Annotated in this window: 19 protein-coding genes; 9 read left to right on the forward strand and 10 right to left on the reverse strand. The window is 60.4% G+C overall.

The features are described from left to right. Window positions 1-66: 66 nt before the first annotated feature. A complete protein-coding gene (locus tag VSR82_RS23540) occupies window positions 67-1,938 on the forward strand; it encodes a beta-galactosidase (protein ID WP_498858103.1) in 1,872 nt (623 codons plus the stop codon). A gap of 19 nt (window positions 1,939-1,957) precedes the next feature. Here the strand turns inward: VSR82_RS23540 and VSR82_RS23545 are convergent, their stop codons facing one another. Next, window positions 1,958-3,886, reverse strand: a complete 1,929-nt coding sequence (locus VSR82_RS23545; RefSeq protein ID WP_429463221.1) for an enterotoxin — start codon at window positions 3,884-3,886, stop codon at window positions 1,958-1,960. A gap of 211 nt (window positions 3,887-4,097) precedes the next feature. Beyond that, window positions 4,098-5,000 (reverse strand): LysR substrate-binding domain-containing protein, encoded by a 903-nt coding sequence (locus VSR82_RS23550; RefSeq protein ID WP_429463219.1) that lies wholly within the window; start codon window positions 4,998-5,000, stop codon window positions 4,098-4,100. A gap of 103 nt (window positions 5,001-5,103) precedes the next feature. On the opposite strand from VSR82_RS23550, the gene VSR82_RS23555 reads away from it, so the two are divergent. After that, window positions 5,104-5,988: an alpha/beta fold hydrolase gene (locus VSR82_RS23555; protein WP_429463217.1), complete on the forward strand. Its 885-nt coding sequence runs from the start codon at window positions 5,104-5,106 to the stop codon at window positions 5,986-5,988. An 80-nt stretch (window positions 5,989-6,068) separates the two neighbouring features. On the opposite strand, the gene VSR82_RS23560 is transcribed toward VSR82_RS23555, so the two are convergent. Next, window positions 6,069-6,722: a glutathione S-transferase family protein gene (locus VSR82_RS23560; RefSeq protein ID WP_498858104.1), complete on the reverse strand. Its 654-nt coding sequence runs from the start codon at window positions 6,720-6,722 to the stop codon at window positions 6,069-6,071. A 78-nt stretch (window positions 6,723-6,800) separates the two neighbouring features. Between VSR82_RS23560 and VSR82_RS23565 the strand changes: the two genes are divergently transcribed. The 4 genes from VSR82_RS23565 (at window position 6,801) to VSR82_RS23580 (ending at window position 11,272) form a co-directional block, all read left to right on the forward strand. Further along, window positions 6,801-7,772 carry a LysR substrate-binding domain-containing protein gene (locus tag VSR82_RS23565; protein WP_429463213.1) on the forward strand — a complete coding sequence of 324 codons (972 nt, stop codon included), beginning with the start codon at window positions 6,801-6,803 and terminating at the stop codon, window positions 7,770-7,772. Between the two features lie 549 nt (window positions 7,773-8,321). Continuing rightward, the gene (locus VSR82_RS23570) at window positions 8,322-9,215 is read left to right on the forward strand and encodes an MBL fold metallo-hydrolase (RefSeq protein WP_429463211.1); all 894 of its coding nucleotides are present in this window, start codon (window positions 8,322-8,324) and stop codon (window positions 9,213-9,215) included. A gap of 26 nt (window positions 9,216-9,241) precedes the next feature. Then, on the forward strand, window positions 9,242-10,210 hold the full coding sequence (locus VSR82_RS23575) for an alpha/beta hydrolase (RefSeq protein ID WP_429463209.1): 969 nt from the start codon (window positions 9,242-9,244) through the stop codon (window positions 10,208-10,210). A 156-nt stretch (window positions 10,211-10,366) separates the two neighbouring features. Then, window positions 10,367-11,272 (forward strand): LysR family transcriptional regulator, encoded by a 906-nt coding sequence (locus VSR82_RS23580; RefSeq protein WP_429463207.1) that lies wholly within the window; start codon window positions 10,367-10,369, stop codon window positions 11,270-11,272. Between the two features lie 171 nt (window positions 11,273-11,443). On the opposite strand, the gene VSR82_RS23585 is transcribed toward VSR82_RS23580, so the two are convergent. Genes VSR82_RS23585 through VSR82_RS23605 form a run of 5 tightly spaced genes read right to left on the reverse strand, consistent with a single transcriptional unit; the run spans window position 11,444 to window position 16,085 of the window. Beyond that, complete coding sequence (locus VSR82_RS23585) at window positions 11,444-12,724, reverse strand: ABC transporter substrate-binding protein (protein ID WP_368581332.1); 1,281 nt, start codon at window positions 12,722-12,724, stop codon at window positions 11,444-11,446. Window positions 12,725-12,770: 46 nt separating this feature from the next. Next, window positions 12,771-13,487: an ABC transporter ATP-binding protein gene (locus tag VSR82_RS23590; RefSeq protein WP_429463204.1), complete on the reverse strand. Its 717-nt coding sequence runs from the start codon at window positions 13,485-13,487 to the stop codon at window positions 12,771-12,773. Further along, on the reverse strand, window positions 13,484-14,248 hold the full coding sequence (locus tag VSR82_RS23595; RefSeq protein WP_429463202.1) for an ABC transporter ATP-binding protein: 765 nt from the start codon (window positions 14,246-14,248) through the stop codon (window positions 13,484-13,486). The genes VSR82_RS23590 and VSR82_RS23595 overlap by 4 nt, the downstream gene beginning before the upstream one ends. Then, entirely contained in the window at window positions 14,245-15,225 is a 981-nt protein-coding gene (locus VSR82_RS23600) for a branched-chain amino acid ABC transporter permease (RefSeq protein ID WP_498858105.1), read from the reverse strand. The genes VSR82_RS23595 and VSR82_RS23600 overlap by 4 nt, the downstream gene beginning before the upstream one ends. Next, entirely contained in the window at window positions 15,222-16,085 is an 864-nt protein-coding gene (locus VSR82_RS23605) for a branched-chain amino acid ABC transporter permease (protein ID WP_498858106.1), read from the reverse strand. The genes VSR82_RS23600 and VSR82_RS23605 overlap by 4 nt, the downstream gene beginning before the upstream one ends. Window positions 16,086-16,621: 536 nt before the next feature. Here VSR82_RS23605 and VSR82_RS23610 point away from each other — a divergent pair. The 3 genes from VSR82_RS23610 to VSR82_RS23620 all read left to right on the forward strand — a co-directional run bounded on the left by VSR82_RS23610 (window position 16,622) and on the right by VSR82_RS23620 (window position 20,754). Then, window positions 16,622-19,363 carry an ATP-binding protein gene (locus VSR82_RS23610; RefSeq protein ID WP_498858107.1) on the forward strand — a complete coding sequence of 914 codons (2,742 nt, stop codon included), beginning with the start codon at window positions 16,622-16,624 and terminating at the stop codon, window positions 19,361-19,363. A 435-nt stretch (window positions 19,364-19,798) separates the two neighbouring features. After that, window positions 19,799-20,068, forward strand: a complete 270-nt coding sequence (locus VSR82_RS23615; RefSeq protein WP_410851288.1) for a hypothetical protein — start codon at window positions 19,799-19,801, stop codon at window positions 20,066-20,068. Window positions 20,069-20,268: 200 nt separating this feature from the next. Next, window positions 20,269-20,754, forward strand: coding sequence for a hypothetical protein (locus VSR82_RS23620; protein ID WP_429463192.1), 486 nt, complete (start codon window positions 20,269-20,271; stop codon window positions 20,752-20,754). Window positions 20,755-20,986: 232 nt separating this feature from the next. Here VSR82_RS23620 and VSR82_RS23625 read toward each other — a convergent pair whose 3' ends face one another. Beyond that, entirely contained in the window at window positions 20,987-21,928 is a 942-nt protein-coding gene (locus VSR82_RS23625) for a LysR substrate-binding domain-containing protein (RefSeq protein ID WP_429463190.1), read from the reverse strand. Between the two features lie 25 nt (window positions 21,929-21,953). Continuing rightward, on the reverse strand, window positions 21,954-23,282 hold the full coding sequence (locus VSR82_RS23630) for an MFS transporter (protein ID WP_429463188.1): 1,329 nt from the start codon (window positions 23,280-23,282) through the stop codon (window positions 21,954-21,956). Window positions 23,283-23,411 lie beyond the last annotated feature (129 nt).

Below are 23,411 nucleotides of genomic sequence, written 5' to 3' on the forward strand. Positions count from 1 at the left end.
CCGGAATGCCGAAATGCCGTCGCGTGTATTCATTCTATCGAATACAGTTAGCCTACATTCGCCAACTTGATAACGTCCATCGTGAAACTCGAACGTGGCCACACCTTCTCGTTTAGCCCCGACGGCGAACACTTCCTGCTCGACGGCCTGCCGTTCCAGATTCGCAGCGGCGAGATGCATCCAGCCCGTATCCCACGCGAATACTGGCGACACCGGATCCGCATGGCAAGGGCGATGGGGATGAACTGCATCGCGTTGTACATCATGTGGAATTACCACGAGACGCACAGCGGCGTGTTCGACTTCCATAGCGGTAACCGCGATATCGAGGCCTTCATCCGCCTATGCCAATCCGAGCAGATGTGGGTGCTGTTGCGTCCCGGGCCTTACGTTTGCGCAGAGTGGGACCTGGGCGGCCTCCCTTCCTGGCTGTTGCGCGATCCGGACATCCAGTTGCGGACCGACTCGGCCACCGATCCTCGCTACATGGCGGCGGTGGCTCGCTATATCGACGAACTGGTTCCGCGTATCAAGCCATTGATGTGCGAGCACGGAGGTCCGATCCTGATGATCCAGATCGAAAACGAATTCGGTTCGTATGCGAGTAACCCGGCTTACCTCGAAGAGCTCAGGCAGCTTTGGCTCAAAGGAGGCATAACCGGGCCGTTCTACACCGAAGACGGTCTCGCGCAACTGGAACGCAATCACACCACGGTGACCGGCGGCGCGATCGCGCTGAGCAACGGCAATGCAGCGCAAATCGCAACGTTGCGCCGCAAGTTCCCCTTGGTGCCCGCGATGGCCGGCGAGGTGTATCCGGGGTGGCTTACCCATTGGGGCGAAGCGGGCTTCGCGGGCGTGGACTACGACCTGTCCAGCATCCTGGCCACGTTCATGCAGGCGCGACTGTCGTTCAACCTGTATGTGATTCACGGCGGCACGAGCTTCGGCTTTTTTGCCGGCGCTAACGTGGACGATGCAGGCAACTATCAGCCCGACATCACGAGCTACGACTACTGCGCGCCGATCAACGAGCAAGGCATGGCGACGCCGAAGTACTTCAAGTATCGAGACCTGATCTCCAGCTATCTGCCCGAACCGTTGCCAGCCATACCCGACGCCGTCGCCACGCTTGGCTGCGCAGGCATTGGGGTCTTGATGCCGACGCTCTACGCGTCGATCTGGGATAACCTGCCCGCGGCGCTGCCGCGCGAGCAAGGCCTCGATCCGCAGTCGTTTGAACATTACGGTCAGGCGTTTGGCTTCGTGCTGTATCGCAAGCTTTTGCCGAAGCACGCGAGCGGCGTGCTTGATATCAGCGGCGTCCACGACTATGCAACCGTTTTCGTTGGAGAACAGTACGCGGGCGGCGTATCGAGAGCGCAACTGCCGCGCAGGTACGCGCGGTCGCTTCACATGATGCACCGCGCGCCGCTTGCGCTGCCTTCGGTGCGGCAAAATCAAGAGGCGATCCCGGACGGTCCCGTACCGCTGGAGATACTCGTCGAGGCCATGGGGCGCGTCAACTTCGGACCCGCGCTCGTCGACCGCAAAGGTCTGCTCGAACCGGTCACGATGCAACACGTAGACGGCTCAGTCTCGTTGATCGAGGAATGGGACGTCCACCTGTTGCCGATGGATGACACGTTCATCGCTAACCTCAACGAAGCGTGCACGAACCCGAGCAAACCCGGTCTCTTTTTCAAGGCGAATGTGCTGCTGACTGAAGTCGGCGACACGTGGCTCGACATGAGCAATTGGACCAAGGGTCTCGTCTGGGTCAATGGTCACAACCTGGGACGCTACTGGAACATCGGCCCGCAAAGGCGCTTGTATTGCCCGGCGCCGTGGCTCGTGCAAGGTAACAACGAGGTGCTGGTCTTCGACCTCCATCAGATCGACGCGAAGCCGATTCCACTCGCCGATCGCTTGTACTAGCGCGCACGCCCTTTCCCCTTCACCGTTTCGCGGCGGCAACCGGCAGCAGTTCGAGCGTGAGCACTTCGAACGGCGCGAGTTGCACGGCTTGCGGCAGATCAGCGTCAAGTTGAGCGGTAATGCCGGAAGCCGTTGCACGCCACACGCTGCGCGCCTCGAATCGTCCCGCCTCTCCATCCGGCAACTCCAGTTGGCGCCGCAGGTCGAGCGTGAAGCGTTGCGTGCGACTGTGAGGATTGCGCAGCGTCACGATAGCCTTGTGCGGCGCCCAGGCTGCCCAACCGTAAGCCGCCCGTTCGTCCGGCGCGCCGCCAATCCAATGACTGTCGCGCAGGATGTCGCGGTTTTCGCGCGCCCATTTCGCGGCGCGCGCAAGCACATCCCAGTCGTGCTCGCCCAGCAGCCCCGGCGTGATGTAGAGCTCCTGCAATTGCGTGCCGGTCCCGAAGTACGACCACACCTCGTTGGAAAATGCGTTTCCCGTCGAGGTATTGAGGCGTGGATTGCACTGCGCGTACAGGATGCCGTGCAGCATCAGCGAATTGAGCGGAAAGAGCGGACTGCGCTCCACGACGTTGTGATACGTCTGCGTGTCGCGGTAGGTGATCCAGCGCTCGCGGTTCGTGCCGCTGCCTGCGAGGCCATCGTCGCTGCCGCCGCGCCAGATGGAGTCGACATGGCGCAGCCAGAACGGCGACGGATGCGTACCTGTAGTGAGATTGATGAAGGTTTCGGGCTTGGCCGCGCGGATGTCCTCGATCAGTTGAATCGCCGCGTCCCAATCGCTATCGAACAGGCTGCCAGGAAACACCCTGTCGGCATTGCCTGTGCCGTCGAACTTGAATTGATTGATGCCGCCCTTGTCGAGCAAGTCCCTCACGACTTCATGAAAGCGCCGGTAATACGTCGGACCCGACAACGCGAGACCGTTGTCGATGACCTCATAACCAGCGGCACGTCCTCGCGCTACGCGTTCCTGTTTTGGCGTACCGTAGCCGCCCCACGGCGAAAGCCATATGCCGGGAGCGGCGCCGACTCGCGCGGCAGCGTCGCGCAGCGGAACGAAGCCATCTGGAAAGGCATTGCTGAATTGCCAGCCGCCGCCAAGATCGTCCCAACCATCGTCGAACAGAAAAGAATCGATTTGCACCCCGCGCGCTGTATGCAACTCGTGGCCGATCGTCTCGATGCGTTCGAGCGCCTGTTTCTGCGTATACGGCGTCAGGTAGCCGATGTCGCCCCAGCTGTTGTAGTGCAGAAACGGACGATACGGGCGAGCACGTTCCCGCTCCAGATAGATGCCGAAATCGCGCCGAAGCTGGCCGTCACTGGCTACACCTGCCACTGCGGCGTAGACCAACGTCCTGTTTTTCTGTAGCGGCAACGCGCGATGCAGCGTAAAGCTCAGAGTGTCGCCATCTACCTGACTGGTCGCCAACGGATGCTCGAAGCCCAGATACAAGTTGCCCGTAGTGGCTGGCGTGCCCTTGCGCTCAGGACTGGCCTTGGCGCCAGGGGCACGCGTCTGCAGCAATGAGACGGCAGTGATCGCTTCATCCTGAAGAAGCGCCGTAATTGCCAGTTGGACGCGCAGATATCGTGATCCTTCGCGTTGCTCGACGCTCCATTGCAGCTTTAGGCGTCCATGATTATCGATCAGGGAGACGCTTGCGCGCCGCCCTGCGATTCGTTCGCCCAGGCGGGACGCGTGTGGGTTGGGTTCGAGCGCAGCGTCGCTCGCCGGTGCCACGACCTTCACCTCGTCCAGGCCCACGGTGGTTCCGTCAGCGAGCGTGAGCGTGAACGGCGTGGCGATCAGCAGCGTGCGTTTTCGCTCGCAATCGATCAGCGAGACACCCGCGAGACGTTCGTTCTCGTGCGTCCAGCGCAATGCAATCGCGTCGTTGCCGAATGAGCAGAAATGGCCCGTCGTCTGGAACACGGGCATGCCAGTTTGCGTAGGCAAAGAATGGTTGGCGCGCATGGAGCACCTGTCTCGGGCCAAAGCAGCAAATAGCGTAACGGCAACGGACCCACGTGTTCAAGGCGGAGCGTGCGCGGATGAAATTTTCTCATGAGACGTCGGATATCTCGCTGCATTGCGCTCGATACCGCTGCGCCGTCTGCGCCGGCGCCATCCCATGCAAATGACAGACCGGTCACCCGCGAAGTGCGCGTGGACTGAAGCGACCTTGCTGGCCTGCCCGACGTGCGGCAGCTATCAAATCCGCGCAGGCGGGCGAGTCGGAGCGAGGAAACGCGTAGAAACGTACAACCGGCAACGCGGGCAATCCTTCTTTGCGACCCAGCAGGCGCAAGCCTTCGGCTCGCTGGCTATCGGCGATGACGGTAACAGCAAAACCCGAACTCGCCGCCGACAGGCAGCCCGCCATGCTGCTGCTCTCGAACACGAGGCGCCATGCGCGCCCCGCCTTGTTGAGTGCCGTGATCGCCGACTCTCGATAGATGCACGGATCGGGAAAAACGGCCAGCGGCAGCGGCTGGTCGAGATCCAGAGGTTCATGTTGCGCGTAGGCCCAGACTAGCGGCTCTTCCCACAGCAGCTCACCGCCTTTTGCGATACGGCTGCATTGCTTGCCGAACACGAGTTCGAGACGACCGCGCTCCTGCTGGCGCAACAGATCGGCTGTGATGCCGACTTTGAGGTCGATCGTCGCCTCGGGATGTCGCTGACGAAAACGCTGTAGCACCTGGGGCAGCCAGGTGCCGGCAAAATCTTCCGATGCACCGACCCGCAGTAACCCACGCAGCGGCGCGCCGCGCAGTTTCGCGCGGGCCTCGCGTTCCAGATCGAGAATGTTGCGGCCGTACGCATACAAGGTGTCGCCGCCCTGCGTCAACGCCAGGTGGCGAGTCGTGCGTGTCAGCAGATCAACGCCGACCATTTGTTCCAGGCGCTTGATATGGCCGCTCACGGCCGAAGGCGTCAGCGCCAGACGCTCGGCGGCCGTGGCAAAGCTGCCGCTGTCCACGACTTCGAGAAAAGTGCGGAGCAATACGGTATCGAGCGGAACACCGTCGGCGGTGGGCAGAATGTCCATCGAATGATTCAACGCGAATAATCACCAATGAGTCGTGATTATTCACCAATCGCAATGAGACGTCGAGCTATCGTGGCACTACCCCGATTGCACGAGGAAAACCATGAACACCTACCGCCACGCCGCTACCCAGCGGCTCGACATTGCCTATCTCGAATGGAACCCGCAGGGAGCGCAAACTGCGGTGCTGCTGCATGGCTGGCCGGACAGCCCGCAGTGCTGGAAGAGCGTCGCGCGTATTCTGGCCGATTCGGGTTACCGCGTGCTCGCGCCTGCTCTGCGCGGCTTCGCGCCCACCCGGTTTCTCGATACGACCACGCATCGCAGCGGCCAGTTGTCCGCGCTGGGGCGCGATCTTCTGGATTTCGTCGACGTGATGGAAGTCGAGCGGCCGGTCCTGGTCGGACATGATTGGGGCGCACGCGCGGTCGCCAATGCGTGCGGTCTGCGAGATCGCGTGGCTTCACATCTGGTGATGCTATCGGTGGGATACGGCACCAATGCTCCGGACCAGATACTGACCCTGCAGCAGGTACGCAATTATTGGTATCACTGGTTTATGGCTACACCGCGAGGCGCACGCGTGCTACGGGACGAACGTGAGGCCTTCGCCCGGCAGATGTGGGATAGCTGGGCGCCGGCCGACTGGTACAAGCCGGCCGACTTCGACGAAGCGGCGCAGTCATTCGTGGGCGACGACTGGGCCGACATCGTGCTCCATTCCTACCGACATCGTTGGGGCTTTGTCGACGGAGACCCCGCCTATGCCGACGATGAAGCGCGTCTGAATCCGGCACCGGCGCTATCGGTTGCAACGCTGGTGCTGCACGGCGGTGCGGACACCTGCAATCATCCCGATAGTTCGAGCGGACGGGAGTCCTTCTTCCTTGGGCGATATGAACGGAAAGTTCTCGATGGTGTCGGCCACTTTCCGCAGCGCGAAGCGCCTCGGGAGGTCGCCGATGCCACCTTGCAGTTCTGCCGATAAGACTGCGCGGAGGTCTTTCGTTCGGGCGGCGTTGTGGGCGGGCGCAGGCAGGCGTTCCAAAGCGGGCGCGGGCGCGGACGTCAAATCTCGAGCGAAATGCCTTCACTATGGAGCGCGCGCTGTACCGCCGGCCGTTCAACGACGCGCCTCGCCGATGCAGTCCAAGCCTGATACCTGTCACCCATCGGTAGGCCGATGCGCATGCCCCACCGATAGAGAACAAGTAGAAACGGATCGACGATCGTGTAGCCGCATGGCAACGCGTACGAACATCCGTCGGTGAGCGTGCTCTCGATCTGCGCAAACGCGGCCTCAATAGTCTGTCGAGCGTGTGCGGACACCGCGGCATGCAACGACACCTCTGCGACGAAACGTGCGGGTCGCCACAGGCCACCGAAGCCGACGCCGTGCACCCAGCCCGCGAGCCATGCGAACCACTCATGGCAGCGGGCTTCATCGACGGGGGCTGTCGGCAGCATGGCCAGGGTTTGGTAATGGCGCCGCGCGATAAACGTCACGATTGCTGGGAGTTCCGTCAGTACGCGTGGTTCGCCGGGAATCGCGAGCGCCGGCACCCGGCCCTTCGGGTTGACCGCGAGATAGCCGGGTTGCAGATTGGCTCCCTCAGCGACGGGCACTGAGATCAGCTCGAACGGCGCCCCCGTTTCTTCAAGCACGATATGCGCGGCCAGCGAGCATGCACCGGGCGAAAAATAGAGTCGATAAGCATTCATGCACAAAGTCTAAAGAGACGCCCACCCGCGCTCAAACGATATATTGTGATCTTTCGGCATTAGTGATACTAATGCCTGATGACGACCGCCCGCCTCCCACCCCTTCAGACGTTGCGTGCTTTCGAAGCTGCCGTACGGCTGCGTAGCTTTACACGTGCGGCTGACGAACTCGCCCTCACGCAAGGCGCTGTCAGCCAGCACGTGCGGGCGCTCGAATCGCAGCTCGACGTCGCGCTGTTTTCACGTGGCCGCACGGGTGTCGAGCCAACCCATGCGGCATTCGCACTCGCGTTGCAGGTCCGTCAAGGGCTCAAGGTACTCGAGCGCGCGTTCGGTCTGTCTTCGGCAAGAGCGGTTCGGCGCGCGAACGCATCGAAGGGCAACACCACGCTAACGGTCAGCGCGTTGCCGTCGTTTGCCGCGCGCTGGCTCGCACCGCGACTGCCACGCTTTCATGCCGAGCATCCAGGGATCACGATCGACGTGCGCGCCAGCGTGCAGCTTGCACGCCTGGACGAGCGCGATGGAATCGATGTCGCGTTGCGCTACGGCCCTGGCCATTGGCCGGGCCTTGCCAGCGAGAAGCTGATGGACGAAGAGGTCTTCCCGGTTGCAAGCCCTGCTTATCGCAACGGCCGGCTGCCGCGCCGACTCGCGGACCTCGCGCAATGCACGTTGCTCGTGCAGGCGACTCAGCCTTGGGAGCCGTGGTTCCAGGCAGTGGCCCTCGCACTGGAAGTACCGGCCGACGCCCCTTCATTCGATGACGTGAGCAGCATGCTGAACGCGGCCGTGGGCGGCGCCGGCATCGCGCTGGCGCGACGCTCGCTGGTCGAGGCGGAACTGGCGGATGGCCGGCTGATGCGGCTGTGGCGGCGCAGCATCGTCGACGTACACGGTAATTACATCGTGTGGCGAGCCGACAGCAAGAGACTCGCCGCGATCGATGCGTTTCGGGCATGGCTGCGGCGCGAGGTGATTGCGGCGGCGCCTGCGGGGGCCGAAGGCCGCCCGCGCAACCGGGCGAGGCGCGGTCCGACGCGGCGCTAACAATCGATCGTCCGGTGTGGTGTCTCGTTGAGGTCACCAGGAGCCATCCTACCTTTCGCTGTTCTTGCCGCCGACACCGACCTTGCCGCGCCCGATCTTGCGATGCGGCGCACTTTGGCGCAGCTTTTTCCTCGAACTAGCTGTCAACGTGACGTGCTCCGAAGGGTAGCGGGTCGTTCTGTTCAGTGCGGCTTGATAGGCCCGATGGCCTGGATCGTTGCGCCTGGTAGCTGACATGATTGGCACCTCCTCGGAGAATTCTAGGCCGAGACCGCCGGGGGTTATGCCGCCTTCCCGAGTTCGGTCCGCGTCATTCATGACAACCCGGCCGCCGTGCCCGGAAACCCGGAAAAAGCTGTTGCCGCAGTCGGTCAGTCAGCGCCATTGCACCCTCAGCGGCGATCCAGTCCAGTCCCGGGGTCACACCGTTCGTTTTTCCGCAACCATGCTTTCGCCCGGCCCCGCTTCTTCCAGACGGCGGGAAGCACGACTATACGTCCACGCCTCGGCACATCGTCGCGGCCTCTTCCAAAAGGATCAGCAATCAAAGTGGACACCGTTCATCGATATCGGATCGGCAGTGCGACCGTAACACGGGTCGCCGAGCTCGTGCTTCCCGAGATTCCTTCGGCCTACCTGTTTCCCGACCGGGATCGCACGATCCTTGCCAACAATCCGCCGCCACGGATCGGCCGCGAGAACGTGTCGCAAGACGGTGAGACCCTCGCGTTGAGCGTGCATACCTGGGTCGTGCAGACGGAGGGCAAAACCGTCCTGATCGACACGGGTGCCGGCAACGGCAAGCATCGACCGCTGAACCCCGTGTTCGATCAACTCGATACGCCGTACCTGCAGCGCCTTGCGGCAGCCGGCGTTCAGCCGGCCGACGTCGACTTCGTGCTGATCACGCACCTGCACGTCGATCACGTCGGCTGGAACACGGTGCGCAAAGGTGACGCGTGGCGCCCGACATTCGCCAATGCGACCTACGTGTTCTCGGATGCCGAGTACCGTTTCTATGCCGACGAAGCGCACGTGCAGACACCGAGCGCCGGCGTATTCGAGGACAGTGTGCAGCCGATTATCGATGCGGGCCAGGCCCTGTTGATCGACGCACATAGCCAGCCCACGCTCGAAGGCCTGGAGGGCTTCACGTTCTATCGAACCAAAGGCCACAGCTTCGACCATCTGTCGATCGGTTTCACGTCTGAAGAGCAGCATGCGCTGTTTTCAGGTGACGTCATGCATCACCCGATTCAGATAGCCAAGCCCGAGTGGAACTCGACTTTCTGCGAGTTTCCCGACGATGCCGCACGCTCGCGGCTCTGGGCGCTGAACCACGCAGCAGACCGCCACGCGCTGTTCTTCAGCAGTCATTTCCCCGGAACGTCCGTGGGCGTGGTCGAAAGGCGGTCCGGCGGCTTCGCCTGGCTGCCCCGCTGAACCTCTCCACCAAGAGAGCAAACATCATGGCAACGCAAGCACAGATCGAATCCCGCGACTTCATGATCCCGAGCGATACGCCCGAGATCGAGCTTCACATCCGCAACAAGCGGCCGGCAGGCCGCACCGACTTTGGCGAAGCACGCACCGTGATGTTGATGCACGGCGCGACCTACGGATCCGGCAGCCTCTACGACACGCAGATCGGCGGATATTCGTTTATGGACTACCTCGCTCGCGCTGGCTTCGATGCTTACGCCGTGGATGCACGCGGCTATGGTGAGTCGACACGACCACCGCAAATGCGTGTCGCCGCGGCGCAGAGCGAGCCGCTGGGGCGTACCGAATCCGGCTTGCGCGACTTCACGAGCGCCGTGAACTTCGTGCTGCGCACTTCAGGCATCGCGCGTACCAATGTGATCGGCATGTCCTGGGGCGGCAGCGTGACTGGCGCGTTCACCGCCCGCAACGGTCACAAGGTTCGCAGGCTCGGGCTCGTTGCACCGCAGTGGGTCAGCGACAAGCCAATCCCACTGGACCCAGGTGGCCCGCTGGGTGGTTACCGGGTGGTGCGCGCGGCCGATGCGCGCGAGCGCTGGGTCAGTGCCGCCCCCGAGTGGAAGCGCAGCACACTGATACCGGATGGTGGCTTCGAAGCATGGCTCGACAACACGGTTCGCACCGAGCCCGACGAGGCGTTGCGCGAGAACCAGTCGATCCGTGTCGCGAACGGGCCGATTCAGGACATTCGCGAGTACTGGGGAGCAGGTAAGGCATTTTATGACCCGGGCCACATCGAAGTGCCGGTCCTGCTGATTCATGGCGAATGGGATGTCGACGTGCCGCTCGCGCTTGCGCAGGATTACTTTGCGCATCTGAGCGGATCGCCGGACAAGCGTTGGCTCGAACTGGGCGAAGCGACCCACATGCTCATGCTCGAAAAGAACCGGGGGCACGCATATCAGGCATTGGTCAGCTTCCTGAGCGAGGCTTGATGGCGGCGCAAGCGCACCGGCGACCGACGCTTACGACACGCTTTCGGCACCGGCGCCGTGCGAGAATGCCGCAGCACATCGCATGCATCCTCGCACGACGCAAACATCCGTATCGCCGCGCGACCGGCATGCATCCCAATCTGACAGGACTGATGCATGGATAAGCTGGCCGCAATGCAGACCTTCGTTCGTGTCGTCGACTCAGGCACTTTTACGCGTGCTGCAGACCTCATGAATGTGCCCAAATCGTCCGTCACCCGCCTCATACAGGAACTCGAAAAAGAACTGGGGGTGCGGCTGCTGCACCGTACAAGTCGTCAACTCACGCTGACGCAGGAAGGCCAGATCTATTACGAGGGCTCGATTCGCGTGCTCGACGAGGTTGGCTCGCTGGATGGCAGTGTCCTGAGCGCAACCCGTTCGCCGAAGGGAAAAATCAGAGTGGAACTGCCCGGCTCGTTGGCGTATCAATTGTTCGTCCCGGCCATGCCGGACTTCTTTGCGCGCTATCCCGATGTCCAGGTCGAGCTGAGCGTCGGTAACCGGTCGGTTGATCTCATCGCGGAGAACCTTGACTGTGTTCTGCGTCTCGGGCCATTGCTCAGCGACTCGCTGATCGCGCGCTCTGCCGGCACGCTGCCGCTCGTGACGTGCGCGTCGCCCGCCTACATTCAGCGCCATGGCCTGCCCCGCGAGCCCGCGGATCTCATGCAAGGCCATACGATCGTCCGCATGAATTCGCCGCGCTCGGGGCGAGACTTCGTCTTTCAACTCCATCGGGAGAAACAGCTCTTCGAAATCCACGGCAGTCATCGGTTAAGTGTCAACGACTCGAGCGCCGCGCTAGCGGCTGGACTTGCAGGGCTCGGCGTACTCACCACCTATGCGTTCCTCGTCACCCCGCACCTTCGCTCCGGCGCGCTCGTGCGCCTCTTTCCCGATTGGCGCGGCGATGACGTCGCTGTGCACATTGCCTATCCGGCTAATCGGCATCTCGCCTCCAAGGTGCGCGTATTCGTCGAATGGGCGATTGAACTTCTGAGGGCAAGCGAACCGGCGTAACTCTTCGCGTCGTCACCAGACAATCGTCTGTCCGCCTGCTCGCCAAATGAACGATGTCCAAGCCTGCAATCGTCTGGACGAAGATATAAACGCTCTTCGTAGCGAATGAAAGTGAAGGCGGTCGGCAAGTCGGCATCGAATCGTGCGTCGTCCTGCCACAGGTTGGACAATTCAAGCGCAGCGCGGATTGCCTGTGTCCTTTGGGATTACCGTCAGTTCATCTTTCGGAATTCGGGTCGGTCTGCCAATGAAGGGGAAAGCATTGCCGTAGTAGCGAATCTCGACGGGTATTTGTTCCGGCTCGAGTATCTCCGATACAAACGCGGGAGTCTGCATCTGATGATCGCATGCTCGCATTTCCACGTCGCCCCAAACTGCTGCAAATCTGGCTCCCTCCCACGTCGAAATCAACCTGGCAGTATCCAGCGTGCCTGCTCGCTTTATCACGTCACCGATCCACAAAATCGCACTTACCACGATGAGGTCCGGATATTTGTAACTGATCGGGGCGTCAGGATAGTAATCGCGCCATTCCCGGATATCCGCTATGTTTTCCGGAGTATCGAGCGTTGTGTGATAAACGTTCGCGGTGATATGACCGACCGCCGCGTCCTTCACCGCTTGCAATACTGTGGGATCGCTGAGAAAGTATCCGCCCGTCTTCACCTTCCAGCCCAAGGACTTCCCCTGTTGGAGCAGCAGGCGCAGATCCTGGCCCCAGTCCCCGGTGATGACGACGTCAGCATCGGAAGCCATGATCTTGGTGACGTACGGACCAAAATCCTGGACCTTCTGGAGCGGGTGGTATTCATCCCCGACAATGCTCTGATTGGGCGCCTTCATCTTGTCGAATGCCTTTTTGAAGCCATCCGCGCAAGCGTGTCCGAAATTGTAGTCCTGGTTCAGAAGATAGAATCTTGCGGGCTTGTGCTTCGCCATTCTGGTGAAGTAGAAAGCGAGTATTCTCGAGTGCATATCGGTATTCAGGCAGCACCGAAAGGTCGTGTCCAGGAACTCTTCACCCGTAAGTTCAGCGGCTTCAGAAGCGTATGTGACGAATAGCTTTCGATTCAGGTTGGCAACCTGAGAAACCGCCTTCGCAACAGCCGATCCGGGCCCAACCGCAAGAACGTCTACCTTCTCACGGTAGAGCAGATCATTCGCGCGGCGAGTTGCGACGTCGGGTTTGAGTTCACTATCCGCGGGTACGATCTCCACCTGCCGTCCGAGCACCCCGCCGGTCCGATTGAGCTTGTAAGCGCCGAATCTGGCGGCCGCGACGAAAGCCCCTCCAACATAGGCTACCGGCCCCGACAGTGGTTCAATTACACCAATCTTGATGGAACTACTCTGACTCCAGGCAGGGCGCGCGACAATCCATGGTCCGACAGCAACGGCGCCAGCCGCAGCGACGCCTTTGACAAACGTGCGCCGACCGGTTCGAACGTTCATGATTAGCCTCTCTGAAGAAGCGGTCACGCACCCTAAGTGCGCATTTTCATAACTCCAGATATCGCTTTCTGACTTGCTCGTCCGCAATCAAATCCACCGAGCTGCCGTCAAACACGATGCGTCCCTTCGACATCACATAGAAGCGGCTTCCGAGCGACAGCGCGAGCCCCATCGTCTGATCGACAAGCAGGATGGCCGTGCCATCGTGATGAGCCGCGCTGAGTATTCTCTCGACTTGCGTGATGATTGCGGGAGCGAGTCCCTCGGTTGGCTCGTCTACCAATAGCAAGCTTGGGTTGCCCATTAGCGCGCGACCGGTGCAGAGCATTTTCTGCTCGCCGCCGGACAAGGTACCGGCACGCTGGGCATTCCGCTCTCGCAGCCTCGGAAAGAACTCATAGACGCGGTCCAAGGTCCAGCGGTTGCCGTTCGTGGCGCTGGCTGACGGCGGTGCCTCTTTCATTCCGATCAGAAGATTTTCCTTCACGGTGATAGTCGGAAAGATACGGCGCTCCTCGGGCACATATCCAAAACCCAGCCTCGCAATGGAGTGAGCCGGAAAATTGGTTATGTTTCTGCCATTAAAGACCACTGAGCCTGACGCCAGCTTGACGAGTCCCATCATGGACTTCAGTGTCGTCGACTTGCCGACACCATTTCGGCCCAAAAGACAAACAACCTCACCATCGTCGATCATCAAAGACGCACCTTGAAGAACGTGCGATTTTTCATAGTAGGCGTGCAACTCCGTGGCTTTCATCATGATCTTTTTCCCGCGCGAGAGTCCGATCCGAGATACGCCGACTGGACATCCTTGCTATGGCGTATTTCATCCGGTGTCCCGCACGCGAGCAACGTACCATAGTGAAGTACGCTAATGCGGTCGGCCACTGCGAAAACGACGTCCATGTCATGCTCAATCATCACGAGCGTCTTGTTCTTGCTTATCTGACGAATCAACTCGACGACCTTCTGTGATTCGTCGACGTCGAGACCTGCGGTCGGTTCATCGAGCAGGATCAATTGAGGAGACGTCGCGATGGTGAGCGCAATCTCCAGCTGTCGCTGTTCGCCGTATGAAAGCGCGCATGCCGGCGTGTCGCGTCGCTCGAGTAGCTCCAGCAATCCGAGAACATAATTTGCCTCCCGGGCTGCGGATTCCTGATGATCGACGACGTGCCAGAAATCGAGTCGGCTGCCGCGGCGGGATAAAACAGCACTTCGCACGGACTCGAAGACAGTCAGGCGCGGAAAGGTGTTGATACTTTGGAAGGAACGAGCAACACCTAGGCGGGCGATACGATAGGGAGACATCCGCGTGATGTCCTTTTGTTTATAGAAAATTCCCCCTTGCCTTGGATGCAAGCGCCCGCTGATGATATTGAACAACGTCGTCTTGCCTGCGCCATTCGGTCCGATGATCGCGTGCCGCTCACCCGGAAAGATCTTCAGGTCGATTCCCGCCAACACACGAAACCCGCAAAAATCGTGATGAATTTCGCGGAGTTCGAGCATGGGGTTCATGGCTGTTCTCGCGTGGGTGAACGCCACATTCCGATCAGAAATTGGATTGGACCCGCAGGCCCGACGATGCCAGCCAAACCGGTACGCATGAACAGTATTAGCAGGACGAACAGCAGACCGACCACGAACGGCCAGTGTTCGCTGATACTCGACAGCCAGTCTTGTAACAGAATATAAGCTGCTGCACCTAATAGAGGCCCGACAAGTGTTCCGGTACCGCCGAGAAGCGCGATCAACACCACCTCGGCACTGGTGTTGAAATCCAGTGCTTCAGGCGACACAAGTTCCTGAAAGCTCGCAAAGAGTCCACCCGCGACCGCCGCAAAAGAAGATGCAATACAGAACACGCTCAACCTTGTGGCGAAAACATTGTAGCCAAGCGATGCAGCCCGCTCGTCGTTTTCGCGCACTGTCACTGAGGCGTTTCCCAATGGTGTGCGGGTGATGTGCCATATCGCAGCAATGCACAGCATCACCACCGTCAGTTCAAGCCAGTAAAAGTGCCGTGGCTCGTTCATGTGCAACAGAAGCCCGCCTGGCAAGCGCAAATCCGGCGGACGAACGCTCAGGCCGTCGTCGCCCCTCGTCACGGTCCGCCATTTCAGTGCGACTGCAAAGAGAAATTGACTGAAGGCCAGCGTGAGCATCGAAAAAGACGTGCCTCGAGAACGAACACAAAGGACTCCCACGACGATCCCCAAAGATGCGCCAGAGAGCGCGCAACCAATCAAAGTCAGTGGAACTGGCACGGCACCGAGGAATTTCCATGTCAGACCGGCTGCGTAACCACCTATTCCGAACGCGGCTGCATGACCGAAAGAAAGCATTCCGCCATACCCGAACAGAAGATTGAACGAGGCGGCAAAAAGGCCAAAGTAAAGTATCTCTATGACAAGTCGCAGCGAAGCGATGTCCAGAATCAGAGGTAGAAGGTAGAGCGCGATGAGCGCTGAAATCCATCCGGCGAGCAGGATCACCGCGTCTTCCCCAATAGGCCTTGTGGCCTGACTATCAGCACTGCCGCCATCAGAAGGAATTGAAAAACGAGTGCAAACTGTGGAACGAAAAGTATCCCGAATGACTGTATCTCACCGATCAGAATGGAGGATATCAACGCTCCAGAAAGCGATCCGAATCCGCCGATTACGACAACGACAAAAGTATCGACGAGAATTGCCTGTCCCATCGATGGTTCGACCTGCAGGAAAGGAGCCGCAACGACTCCAGCGATAGCAGCGAGGGCAGAACCCAGGCCAAAAACCGTGGTCATCACCAGACCCGTGTTGACACCCAGCGCACTCACCATTTCTCGATCCGAAACGCAGGAAAGAATGACGATGCCAAGCCGCGTCCGGTTGAGGACAATCCCCAGAAGCACGCAAATCAGACCTGAGAATGCGAGAATGAACAGGCGATATGTCGGATATCGTCCGCCCAACAGGGGAATCGATCCGGCCAGCAACGAGGGCGTTGGAACCTCCAACGTATAGCTGCCCCAGATCCACCGCGTTGCTTCGGAGATCATGTAAAACAGACCGAGAGTCAAAAGCAACTCGCGCTCTTGTCCATGCCCGCGGATGCGCCGCAATAGCCCGTATTCAACTGCCGCACCGAGTAATCCCACCGCAATAGGAGCGATGAGCAGAGAAAGCCAAAAGTTCTCTGTGATCGCGACGATCGCATAGGCGAGATAAGCGCCCAACATATAGAAGGCCGCATGAGCGATATTTAAAACCCGCAGCAACCCGAAGATAAGAGTCAGTCCGGACGCAACCAGAAAGAGCAGCATCCCATAGACCAGGCCGTGCAAGGCCTGCATTGTGTAGAGACTGATCATGTCACCAGTGACCGATCTTCAACCGGTCATCGTGCGGATGAAGCGTCGAACGTCATAGCCTCCTCCATTCAGTGACGGCGTTTTATCCTGTATTAGCCGAACGTCACTCTATAGATAAAGCGTGGCGACTGGAATGAGTCGGTTAATCGTAAGGTTCCAGGATCGTCAGGACGCAAGTCGACGACCTTTTTTGTCTTGCCAACAGCATCGACAAAAGCCTTAAGCGTTCTAAGCATGATAGTTGATGAGTTTGGCAAACGAGTGCGGTTTGGAAGTCGAAATCCGCCAATCCGGTCAAATGCTTCGAGACCGGATTGCTCCATCACTCTTCGTCTCGATCGCCAATTTGAATCATGTCTTCCACTAAAAGATGATCTTGCGCAGAACGGACCTTATCGGATAGCGCGCGAATGCACGCTTGCGTCCGAAAAGGCATCAAACACTGGCGGCGAGGTCCCTAGAGTCATATGCTCCATCAATGGATGACTCGGACAAGGATAGTCAGGGAGGCGTCGACTCACACGACGATTGGCCGAATGAACGCCGAAAATTCCGCGAAATTCATCACGACGCCGGACTCCGTCAGCGACGCCATCGTATCTGTACTGCACTACCCCGGATTCGACATCGATAAAGGGCGCGGCGAACTGCGCGTCGAGGGACGCCCTGTTGCCCTCAGACCCAAGACCTTTGCGCTATTGCTGCATCTGGCGCAGCACCCCGGCCGCCTGCTAGGCAGGATCGAACTCATCGACGCCGTATGGCGCGACGTTATTGTCACTGACGATTCGCTGGTGCAGTGCATCGGTGAATTGCGCGCGGCTCTGGGCGATCGAAGTCAGCAGTTAATTCGGACGGTGCCGCGCCGGGGCTATATTTTCGACGTCCGGCCAGTCGGGTCATTTTCCGCCGAAGGCCCGGACCTGACGGCACCTTCGTCATCGCTGGCGCTCAATGGGGACATCGGCGTGCCGCAATCGGTTCGGGAAGCGGCGCTGAAGCGGTCTTCTTCTGATTTCGTCGATACGGCTGTCAGAAGAGCAGTCCCTTCGAACAGAGAGTCCGCTGGGGAAGAGCGCGCTTCCCTGACGAGGTCCGTAAGGGCGGGCGGCAATCTGCCGGCCCAGATGCCACCGCTCTATGGGCGTGCGGACGACATCGTCACGCTCGCGCGTTTGCTGGAGATCTGCCAGCTCGTCAGCGTGGTGGGCCCCGGGGGCATCGGCAAGACACGGGTGGCCCAGGCCGTGGCGCACCGGCTGCGCAACGACTATGCAGACGGCGCCTGGCTCGTCGAACTGGCCTCGCTGGCGGACGCTCAACTTCTCGTGCCGACCGTGGCGCGCGTGCTGGGGCACCAGATCGCGCTCGAAGCAGGTGGACTCACGTCGCTGGTGCAACTGATCAGGGATCAGCGACTGCTGCTGTTGCTGGACAACTGCGAACACCTGCTCGAACCTGCCGCGGACCTGGTCGCGCGGATCGTGGCCGCCGCACCGGGCGTGCGGGTGCTGGTCACCAGTCAGGAACCGTTGCATATCGATCAGGAGCAGATCTTCCGGCTCGACGCGCTGGCCGTGCCCGCGAGCGCCGACGCGACCGTCGCGCTGGGCTTTGGCGCGGTTCAGCTGTTCGTCGCCCGCGCCCAGGCCGCCGATCCGAAGTTCACGGTCGGCAGCGGCAACGTGGGCGATGTGGTCGAGATCTGTCGGCGGCTCGATGGGATTCCGCTGGCGATCGAGTTCGCCGCGGCGCGGGGGGCGCTCCTCGGACTGCATGGGCTGAGGCTGCGGCTCGACGAGCGGTTGAGGCTGCTGGCGGGCGGAACTCGAACCGCGCTGCCTCGCCATCAGACTTTGCGGCGGGCGCTGCAGTGGAGTTATGGGCTGCTCACGGCGCCCGAGCAGACCGTGTTCGACCGGCTCGGCGTGTTCATGGGCAGTTTCTCGCTCGAAGCCGCACAGCGCGCAGCGAGCGACCAGACAATCGATAGCTGGGCAGTCATTGATCACCTGGCCTCGCTGGTGGACAAATCGCTCGTGATGATTGAAGGCGGCGGAATGCCGCGCTACCGGCTGCTCGAAAGCAGCCGGTCCTTTGCCTTGGAGCGGCTCGCCGTCGCTGGTGCGCTGGATGCGACGCGCCGGCGCCACGCCGAAGCGCTAGCGGAGAACCTGAGCGGAGACGATCCCTTCGAGGAGCCTCTGGCGCGGATGCGTCGCATCGCGCCAGACCTGGACAATGTGCGCGCAGCCGTGGCGTGGGCACTTGGACCAACGGGCGATCGCCGGATCGCGGTCGAGCTTGCCGCCGCCACGGACACGCTATGGGATGCACGCGGCTTCAACGACGAAGGCGCGCGGCTGTACCGCACGATCGAGCCCTGGGTGGACGAGTCAATGCCGCCTCGACTGGCAGCGCGCTTCTGGTTTGCCGTCGCGGACCTGCGCATGCGTACGGAGACGAAGCGCCAGGCCGCTTCGGCACTGAAGGCGGCTCGACTCTTTCAAAGCCTGAACGACCGCTTCGGAGTCTTCAGCTCCTTGATGGTTGCAGCGCTCCAGTTTGCCATGCTGACCGATCGCGACGCGGCGAAGGCAGCACTGGCCGAGGCAGAAGCCCTGTTCGACGACGCATGGCCGTCGTGGTTGCAAACGTACACCGATTGGTGCAGAGCGGCTTGCACGTACTATATCGATGGCACTCCCGAGGAAGCGCGAAGACTAGCCAATGCTGCATTGCAGGCGCATCGCCGTGGCGACAGCTTCTTCGGAGACCGCTGCCAATTTTTGCTGGCCGCCTGCGACTTGATGGCGGGCGACTTCGCTTCCGCATTGCGGCGATGTAACGATATTCTCGACAGCGCCAGCGTGACCGGAAGTGTCCACCTGCGGTCGCAAATCCTGGTTGTACGCGGCGCGGCGCTCGTTTATCTCGACGACATCGAAACGGCTGAGCTTGAATTGCGCAGCGCTTGCACGCTGTCGATGCATGCGGATGGTCCGATGACCTGTCCCTACTGCTACGTAGCGCATTTGCTGGTGCGGCAGGGCCGTCTCGCCGACGCCGCGAGGACAATTGCCTGGATTGACAGGCGCCTTCTGCAGGCAGACCTTGGTTACCGCGATTGGATACCTCCGCATGCGGTGTCCAGCTACGAGCATGCGCGAGACATTGTCCGCTCGTCATTCACGCCCGAAGAACGTGATCGATTTGCCAGCGAAGGCGCGCGGCTCGATGTCGAGCAAGTCACAGCAATGGCATTTCCGGCTCGATAGAACGAAAAGCGACGCGGCGGATTTGGACTCATTGCACCGGAAACCGCGGCTGCCCGCGCCCGCCTGAAGCACAAGTCATCTTCCACCAATCGAACCGATTGCCTTCAATACGCCGTCGTCGTGGTCACATCTTTCGGCGCAATTTCGGCGTTGATTCGGCATCCCTTCGTGCGACCCGACCCCGCCGTGCCTACGCTGCTCTTGCCAGCGAACTCGCATATTGCAACGAATCGCGCATGGATGCGGCGACCGCTGCGTCATTAATGGCGGCGGCGCGCGACTAATCCTCATCACGGGCCCTCGCTCACGCGCATCCAGCGTATTCGAGCCGAATTCAACCGCTTGCGCACTGCCGCCACGCAAACGGTTTGTCGTCGTGAGCGGCACATCAGTCCCGACGCGAATCAATCTCGTCGAACTTGTAGGAGACGCATCATGAAGTATGCACTGAAGGTGGCCTTGGCTTGCACAGCCGTTACTATGGTGGCAGGCGTCGCGTTTGCTCAGGGGGGCGGAAATGGCAATGGTGGAAGCGGCGGAGGTAGCGCGCATGGCGCGGCAACTTCCGGCATGACACGTAACGGAGACCCTGTGTCGAGCCCGTTGGATGCGATACCGGGCAAAAATGATTTCGGCAAGAACGAGTCCGATACGCACTCGATGCCGCCGAACGATGCCCTAAATACAGCGAAGAGCGGTCAATAAGGCGACTGTCCGATCATGCAACGGCTGACCGAAGTCACTGGCCGGCGCCGTCGCAGGAGTGTTTTGCTTGCAGCAAGGGTGCATCGCACCCTTTCTGCAAGCATTACCCACACTATCTCTATTCAAACCAAGTATCTATAACAGTTCTGTGGAGCCCGCAATGTAGTACGAGTTTCGAAGTAGTCAACGGAGCAGGGAAAATGAAATCAACGTTAAGAAAATTGGCATTGGCCGCATCCATGACTGTTTCCGCCGGCGCGACATTGGCCCAGATGTTCGATATGCCTCGGCACGGTAGCACGACCTACACGAATTACGCTATCAACCACGAACTGGCCACCATCGACATGGGCGATCAAGGGTCCAGTTTGCTGATTGAGGGGTTCGGGATCACGCGCAATTCGGTCGGCGAAAAACCTTTCGATCGTATGTCGGTTCAATGCCTTTTCTATGAAAGCGCTAGAAGCGGCAAATATGAAGTAAAGGGTGCTTGCACCGAAACTGATGTGGACGGTGACAAGATCAACCTCACCTTTGAAACGGACACTCAAACTTTGACCGGAGGTACCGGCAAGTACAAAGGAATAAGCGGTTCGGGGACATTCTCGGGACAGCTATTGCACCCACCCGCCGTGGGCACGCATGCGGTCGAGGTGAATAACAAGATCACCTGGAATATGAATTAGCGATATGCGCCGACCCATGCGGTCGACTCCGAAACTGGTTCCCTCGCAAAAATCTCGCACGCGCAGTCGCGTCAGATCGCATGCCCAAGTTTTCCTATCAATCGCAGGATTGAGCATGCCAGTAGCGAGGGTTCGAAGTCGTATTCGGTCTTGTGCGAGCCACCCAGACTTTCGAAAGCTTCCACGGTAAAGCACGCCGTTGCCATTCACCCCAATAGCGTTGCTCGACACGTCAGCATTGCGGCGCTTCTTCCGGCAATGCTCGACGTTGCGCGCGATAACGTGTCATCTCCTCGTCCAGCCATGTGGCGAAAGCGACGAATGGCGCCCACTCGCGCCGCTGCTCCGGAAACATCAGATAAGTCTTCTGCGCATTGATCGCCGCATATCCGCCGATGCGCACCAACTGGCCCAACGCCAGCTCCTGCTCGATCAGCACGCGCGGCAATAGCGCGAGGCCCAGGCCCGCGACCGCTGCTCGAATCGCCATGATGAAGAAGTCGAACGAGTGGTCGCTGCCGTTGCGCGGCGTGTGTTCGATGGCTTCGTGCGCGGCGGCTTCGCTCCACGTCATCCAGGCGGCGGGCAGATCGCGCGTATGAATCCACGGCATCTCGACGATGTCCTGCGCGGCGAGTTCATCGGCCATTGATGGCGAGGCGACCATCCACACTTCGTCGTCCGCCATCAGCACCTTGCTCGCGAGTCCCGGCAGCGGCGACTGCTCGAAGTGAATCGCGGCGTCGAAGTTCAGGTCGTGGAAGTACGTTGGTTGATCACGGCCAATCAGCCGTACCTGGATGTTCGGCTGCGCACGATGAAAAGCCGGCAGCCGAGGCACCAGCCATTGCGCGCCGAAGGTGACGCCTACCGCGACGCGCAGCGTCGAGCGTTCGCGATTGGCTACGAGTTGCTGCGTGTCCTGGCGAATCTGCTCGAGATTCACGCGGATGCGATGCGCGTAATCGGCGCCCGCATCGGTCAGCACCAGACGCTGGCTGACGCGCCGGAATAACTCGACGCCGAGGCTGGATTCGAGTTCGTTGACCTTCTTGCAGATGGCGCCGTGTGTCTGCTGCAGTTCAGTGGCGGCCTTCGAGAAGCTTTGATGACGCGCCGACGCCTCGAAGGCCTGCAACGCCGTCAGGCTCGGAATTCCTCTACGCAATGACACGAGCGGGTCTCCATAGGAAGTTCGCTCATTTTAGCGCCATGCTTGCGGCGGGCTCGCGCCGACGTTCGGTGTCGAGCACGATCCCAAGCACTGCACCGGCGGTCATCGCCACCGCAATGCCGATGAATGCGAGCTGAAACGTGCCGGTCGTATCGCGCACCCAGCCGATGAGATACGGCATCAGAAAGCCCGACGATACACCGATGCTCGTAATGAGCGCGATCCCCGCCGCCGCCGCGCGATCGGTGAGGATGTTTCGCGGCAACTGCCAGAACGTGCTGATGCTGCAGAAGCACGCGGACGTGCCGACCGCCAGCACCGCGATGGTCGCGAGCGGCGACGACAGATAGAGTGCGCTTGCGAGCGCGATTGCCGACAGCAACATCGGTCCGGCGACGTAGCGCGCATGAATGCGCTTGCGACTCACGATACGTCCCCACACGATCACGCTGACCACCGCGGCCGCGAACGGCGCGGACGTGATCAGGCCGATCTGCGTGAGCGAGTACTGCGCGCTACCCTTGAAGGTCTTCACGACCTGCGGAAGGAAATACAGCAGTCCGATGATGCCCGAGTTGATGCCGAAATAAACCAGGCCGAGGCCCCAGACCTTCAGGTTGGTGAGCGCGTGGCGCGCGTTGCCGGGCTGCACGGCGGCGGACGCGGCCTGCTCCTCGCCGATGAGCGCCGCGCGGATCGTCTGACGGTCTTTCTCGCTCAGGCCGCGCCATGCGTGAGGACCGTCCGGCAAATAGAACCACGCGACCACGCCGAGCACGATAGCGGGCAGACCTTCGAGCAGGATCATCGCGCGCCAGCCGGTGATGCCGAACACGTTCGCATGCTCCATGATCCACGTCGACACCGGCGCGCCGATCATGCCGGTGAGCGGGATCGACATCGTGAAGAGCGACATCATCCAGACGCGATTGCGTGCGGGCATCCACAGCGTCAGGTAGTAGACCATGCCGGGATACAGCCCCGCCTCGAACACGCCGAGCGTGAACCGCGCGATATACAGCCATTGCGCGTTCGGCACGAAGCTCGTGAGCGACGACAGCAGGCCCCAGGAGACCAGTATGCGTGTCATCCAGCGCCGCGCGCCGAAGCGATGCATGCACAGATTGCTGGGCACTTCGCACAGGATGTAGCCCAGAAAGAACAGACTCGCGGACAGCCCGTATTGCGCGGCGCTCATGCCGAGTTCGGCGTTCATCGTCAATGCCGCGTAGCCGACATTGGCGCGATCGAGCTGGTTGGCGACGTACATCAGCACCATCAGCGGCGCGAGCCGCCACACGATGCGTTTCATCAGATCGGGCGGCAACGCGCTTTGGGTATCGAGAGTCTGCATGGGTGTTGTCCGGGCACGAGTCCTTTCGTGGCTTCATTTAGCACTAGCCGAATTTCCATGACAATCCACGAAAAGTATCTGTCCTGTGACGCTTCGGCATAACCTCGTGCAAAGCCATGCGCGACGGGC

The organism is Burkholderia sp. JPY481, assembly GCF_038900515.1.
GTDB classification, from domain to species: Bacteria; Pseudomonadota; Gammaproteobacteria; order Burkholderiales; family Burkholderiaceae; genus Paraburkholderia; species Paraburkholderia youngii.

Bases quoted from the DNA above. Each gene is read 5' to 3' on its own strand.
- VSR82_RS23605 (WP_498858106.1), bottom strand. From the start codon at position 16,085: ATGATCAGTCTCTACACAATGCAGGCCTTGCACGGCCTGGTCTATGGG.
- VSR82_RS23560 (WP_498858104.1), bottom strand. From the start codon at position 6,722: ATGAATGCTTATCGACTCTATTTTTCGCCCGGTGCATGCTCGCTGGCC.
- VSR82_RS23565 (WP_429463213.1), top strand. From the start codon at position 6,801: ATGACGACCGCCCGCCTCCCACCCCTTCAGACGTTGCGTGCTTTCGAA.
- VSR82_RS23620 (WP_429463192.1), top strand. From the start codon at position 20,269: ATGAAATCAACGTTAAGAAAATTGGCATTGGCCGCATCCATGACTGTT.
- VSR82_RS23580 (WP_429463207.1), top strand. From the start codon at position 10,367: ATGGATAAGCTGGCCGCAATGCAGACCTTCGTTCGTGTCGTCGACTCA.
- VSR82_RS23630 (WP_429463188.1), bottom strand. From the start codon at position 23,282: ATGCAGACTCTCGATACCCAAAGCGCGTTGCCGCCCGATCTGATGAAA.
- VSR82_RS23595 (WP_429463202.1), bottom strand. From the start codon at position 14,248: ATGAACCCCATGCTCGAACTCCGCGAAATTCATCACGATTTTTGCGGG.
- VSR82_RS23550 (WP_429463219.1), bottom strand. From the start codon at position 5,000: ATGGACATTCTGCCCACCGCCGACGGTGTTCCGCTCGATACCGTATTG.
- VSR82_RS23610 (WP_498858107.1), top strand. From the start codon at position 16,622: ATGAACGCCGAAAATTCCGCGAAATTCATCACGACGCCGGACTCCGTC.
- VSR82_RS23555 (WP_429463217.1), top strand. From the start codon at position 5,104: ATGAACACCTACCGCCACGCCGCTACCCAGCGGCTCGACATTGCCTAT.
- VSR82_RS23590 (WP_429463204.1), bottom strand. From the start codon at position 13,487: ATGATGAAAGCCACGGAGTTGCACGCCTACTATGAAAAATCGCACGTT.
- VSR82_RS23615 (WP_410851288.1), top strand. From the start codon at position 19,799: ATGAAGTATGCACTGAAGGTGGCCTTGGCTTGCACAGCCGTTACTATG.
- VSR82_RS23545 (WP_429463221.1), bottom strand. From the start codon at position 3,886: ATGCCCGTGTTCCAGACGACGGGCCATTTCTGCTCATTCGGCAACGAC.
- VSR82_RS23575 (WP_429463209.1), top strand. From the start codon at position 9,242: ATGGCAACGCAAGCACAGATCGAATCCCGCGACTTCATGATCCCGAGC.
- VSR82_RS23585 (WP_368581332.1), bottom strand. From the start codon at position 12,724: ATGAACGTTCGAACCGGTCGGCGCACGTTTGTCAAAGGCGTCGCTGCG.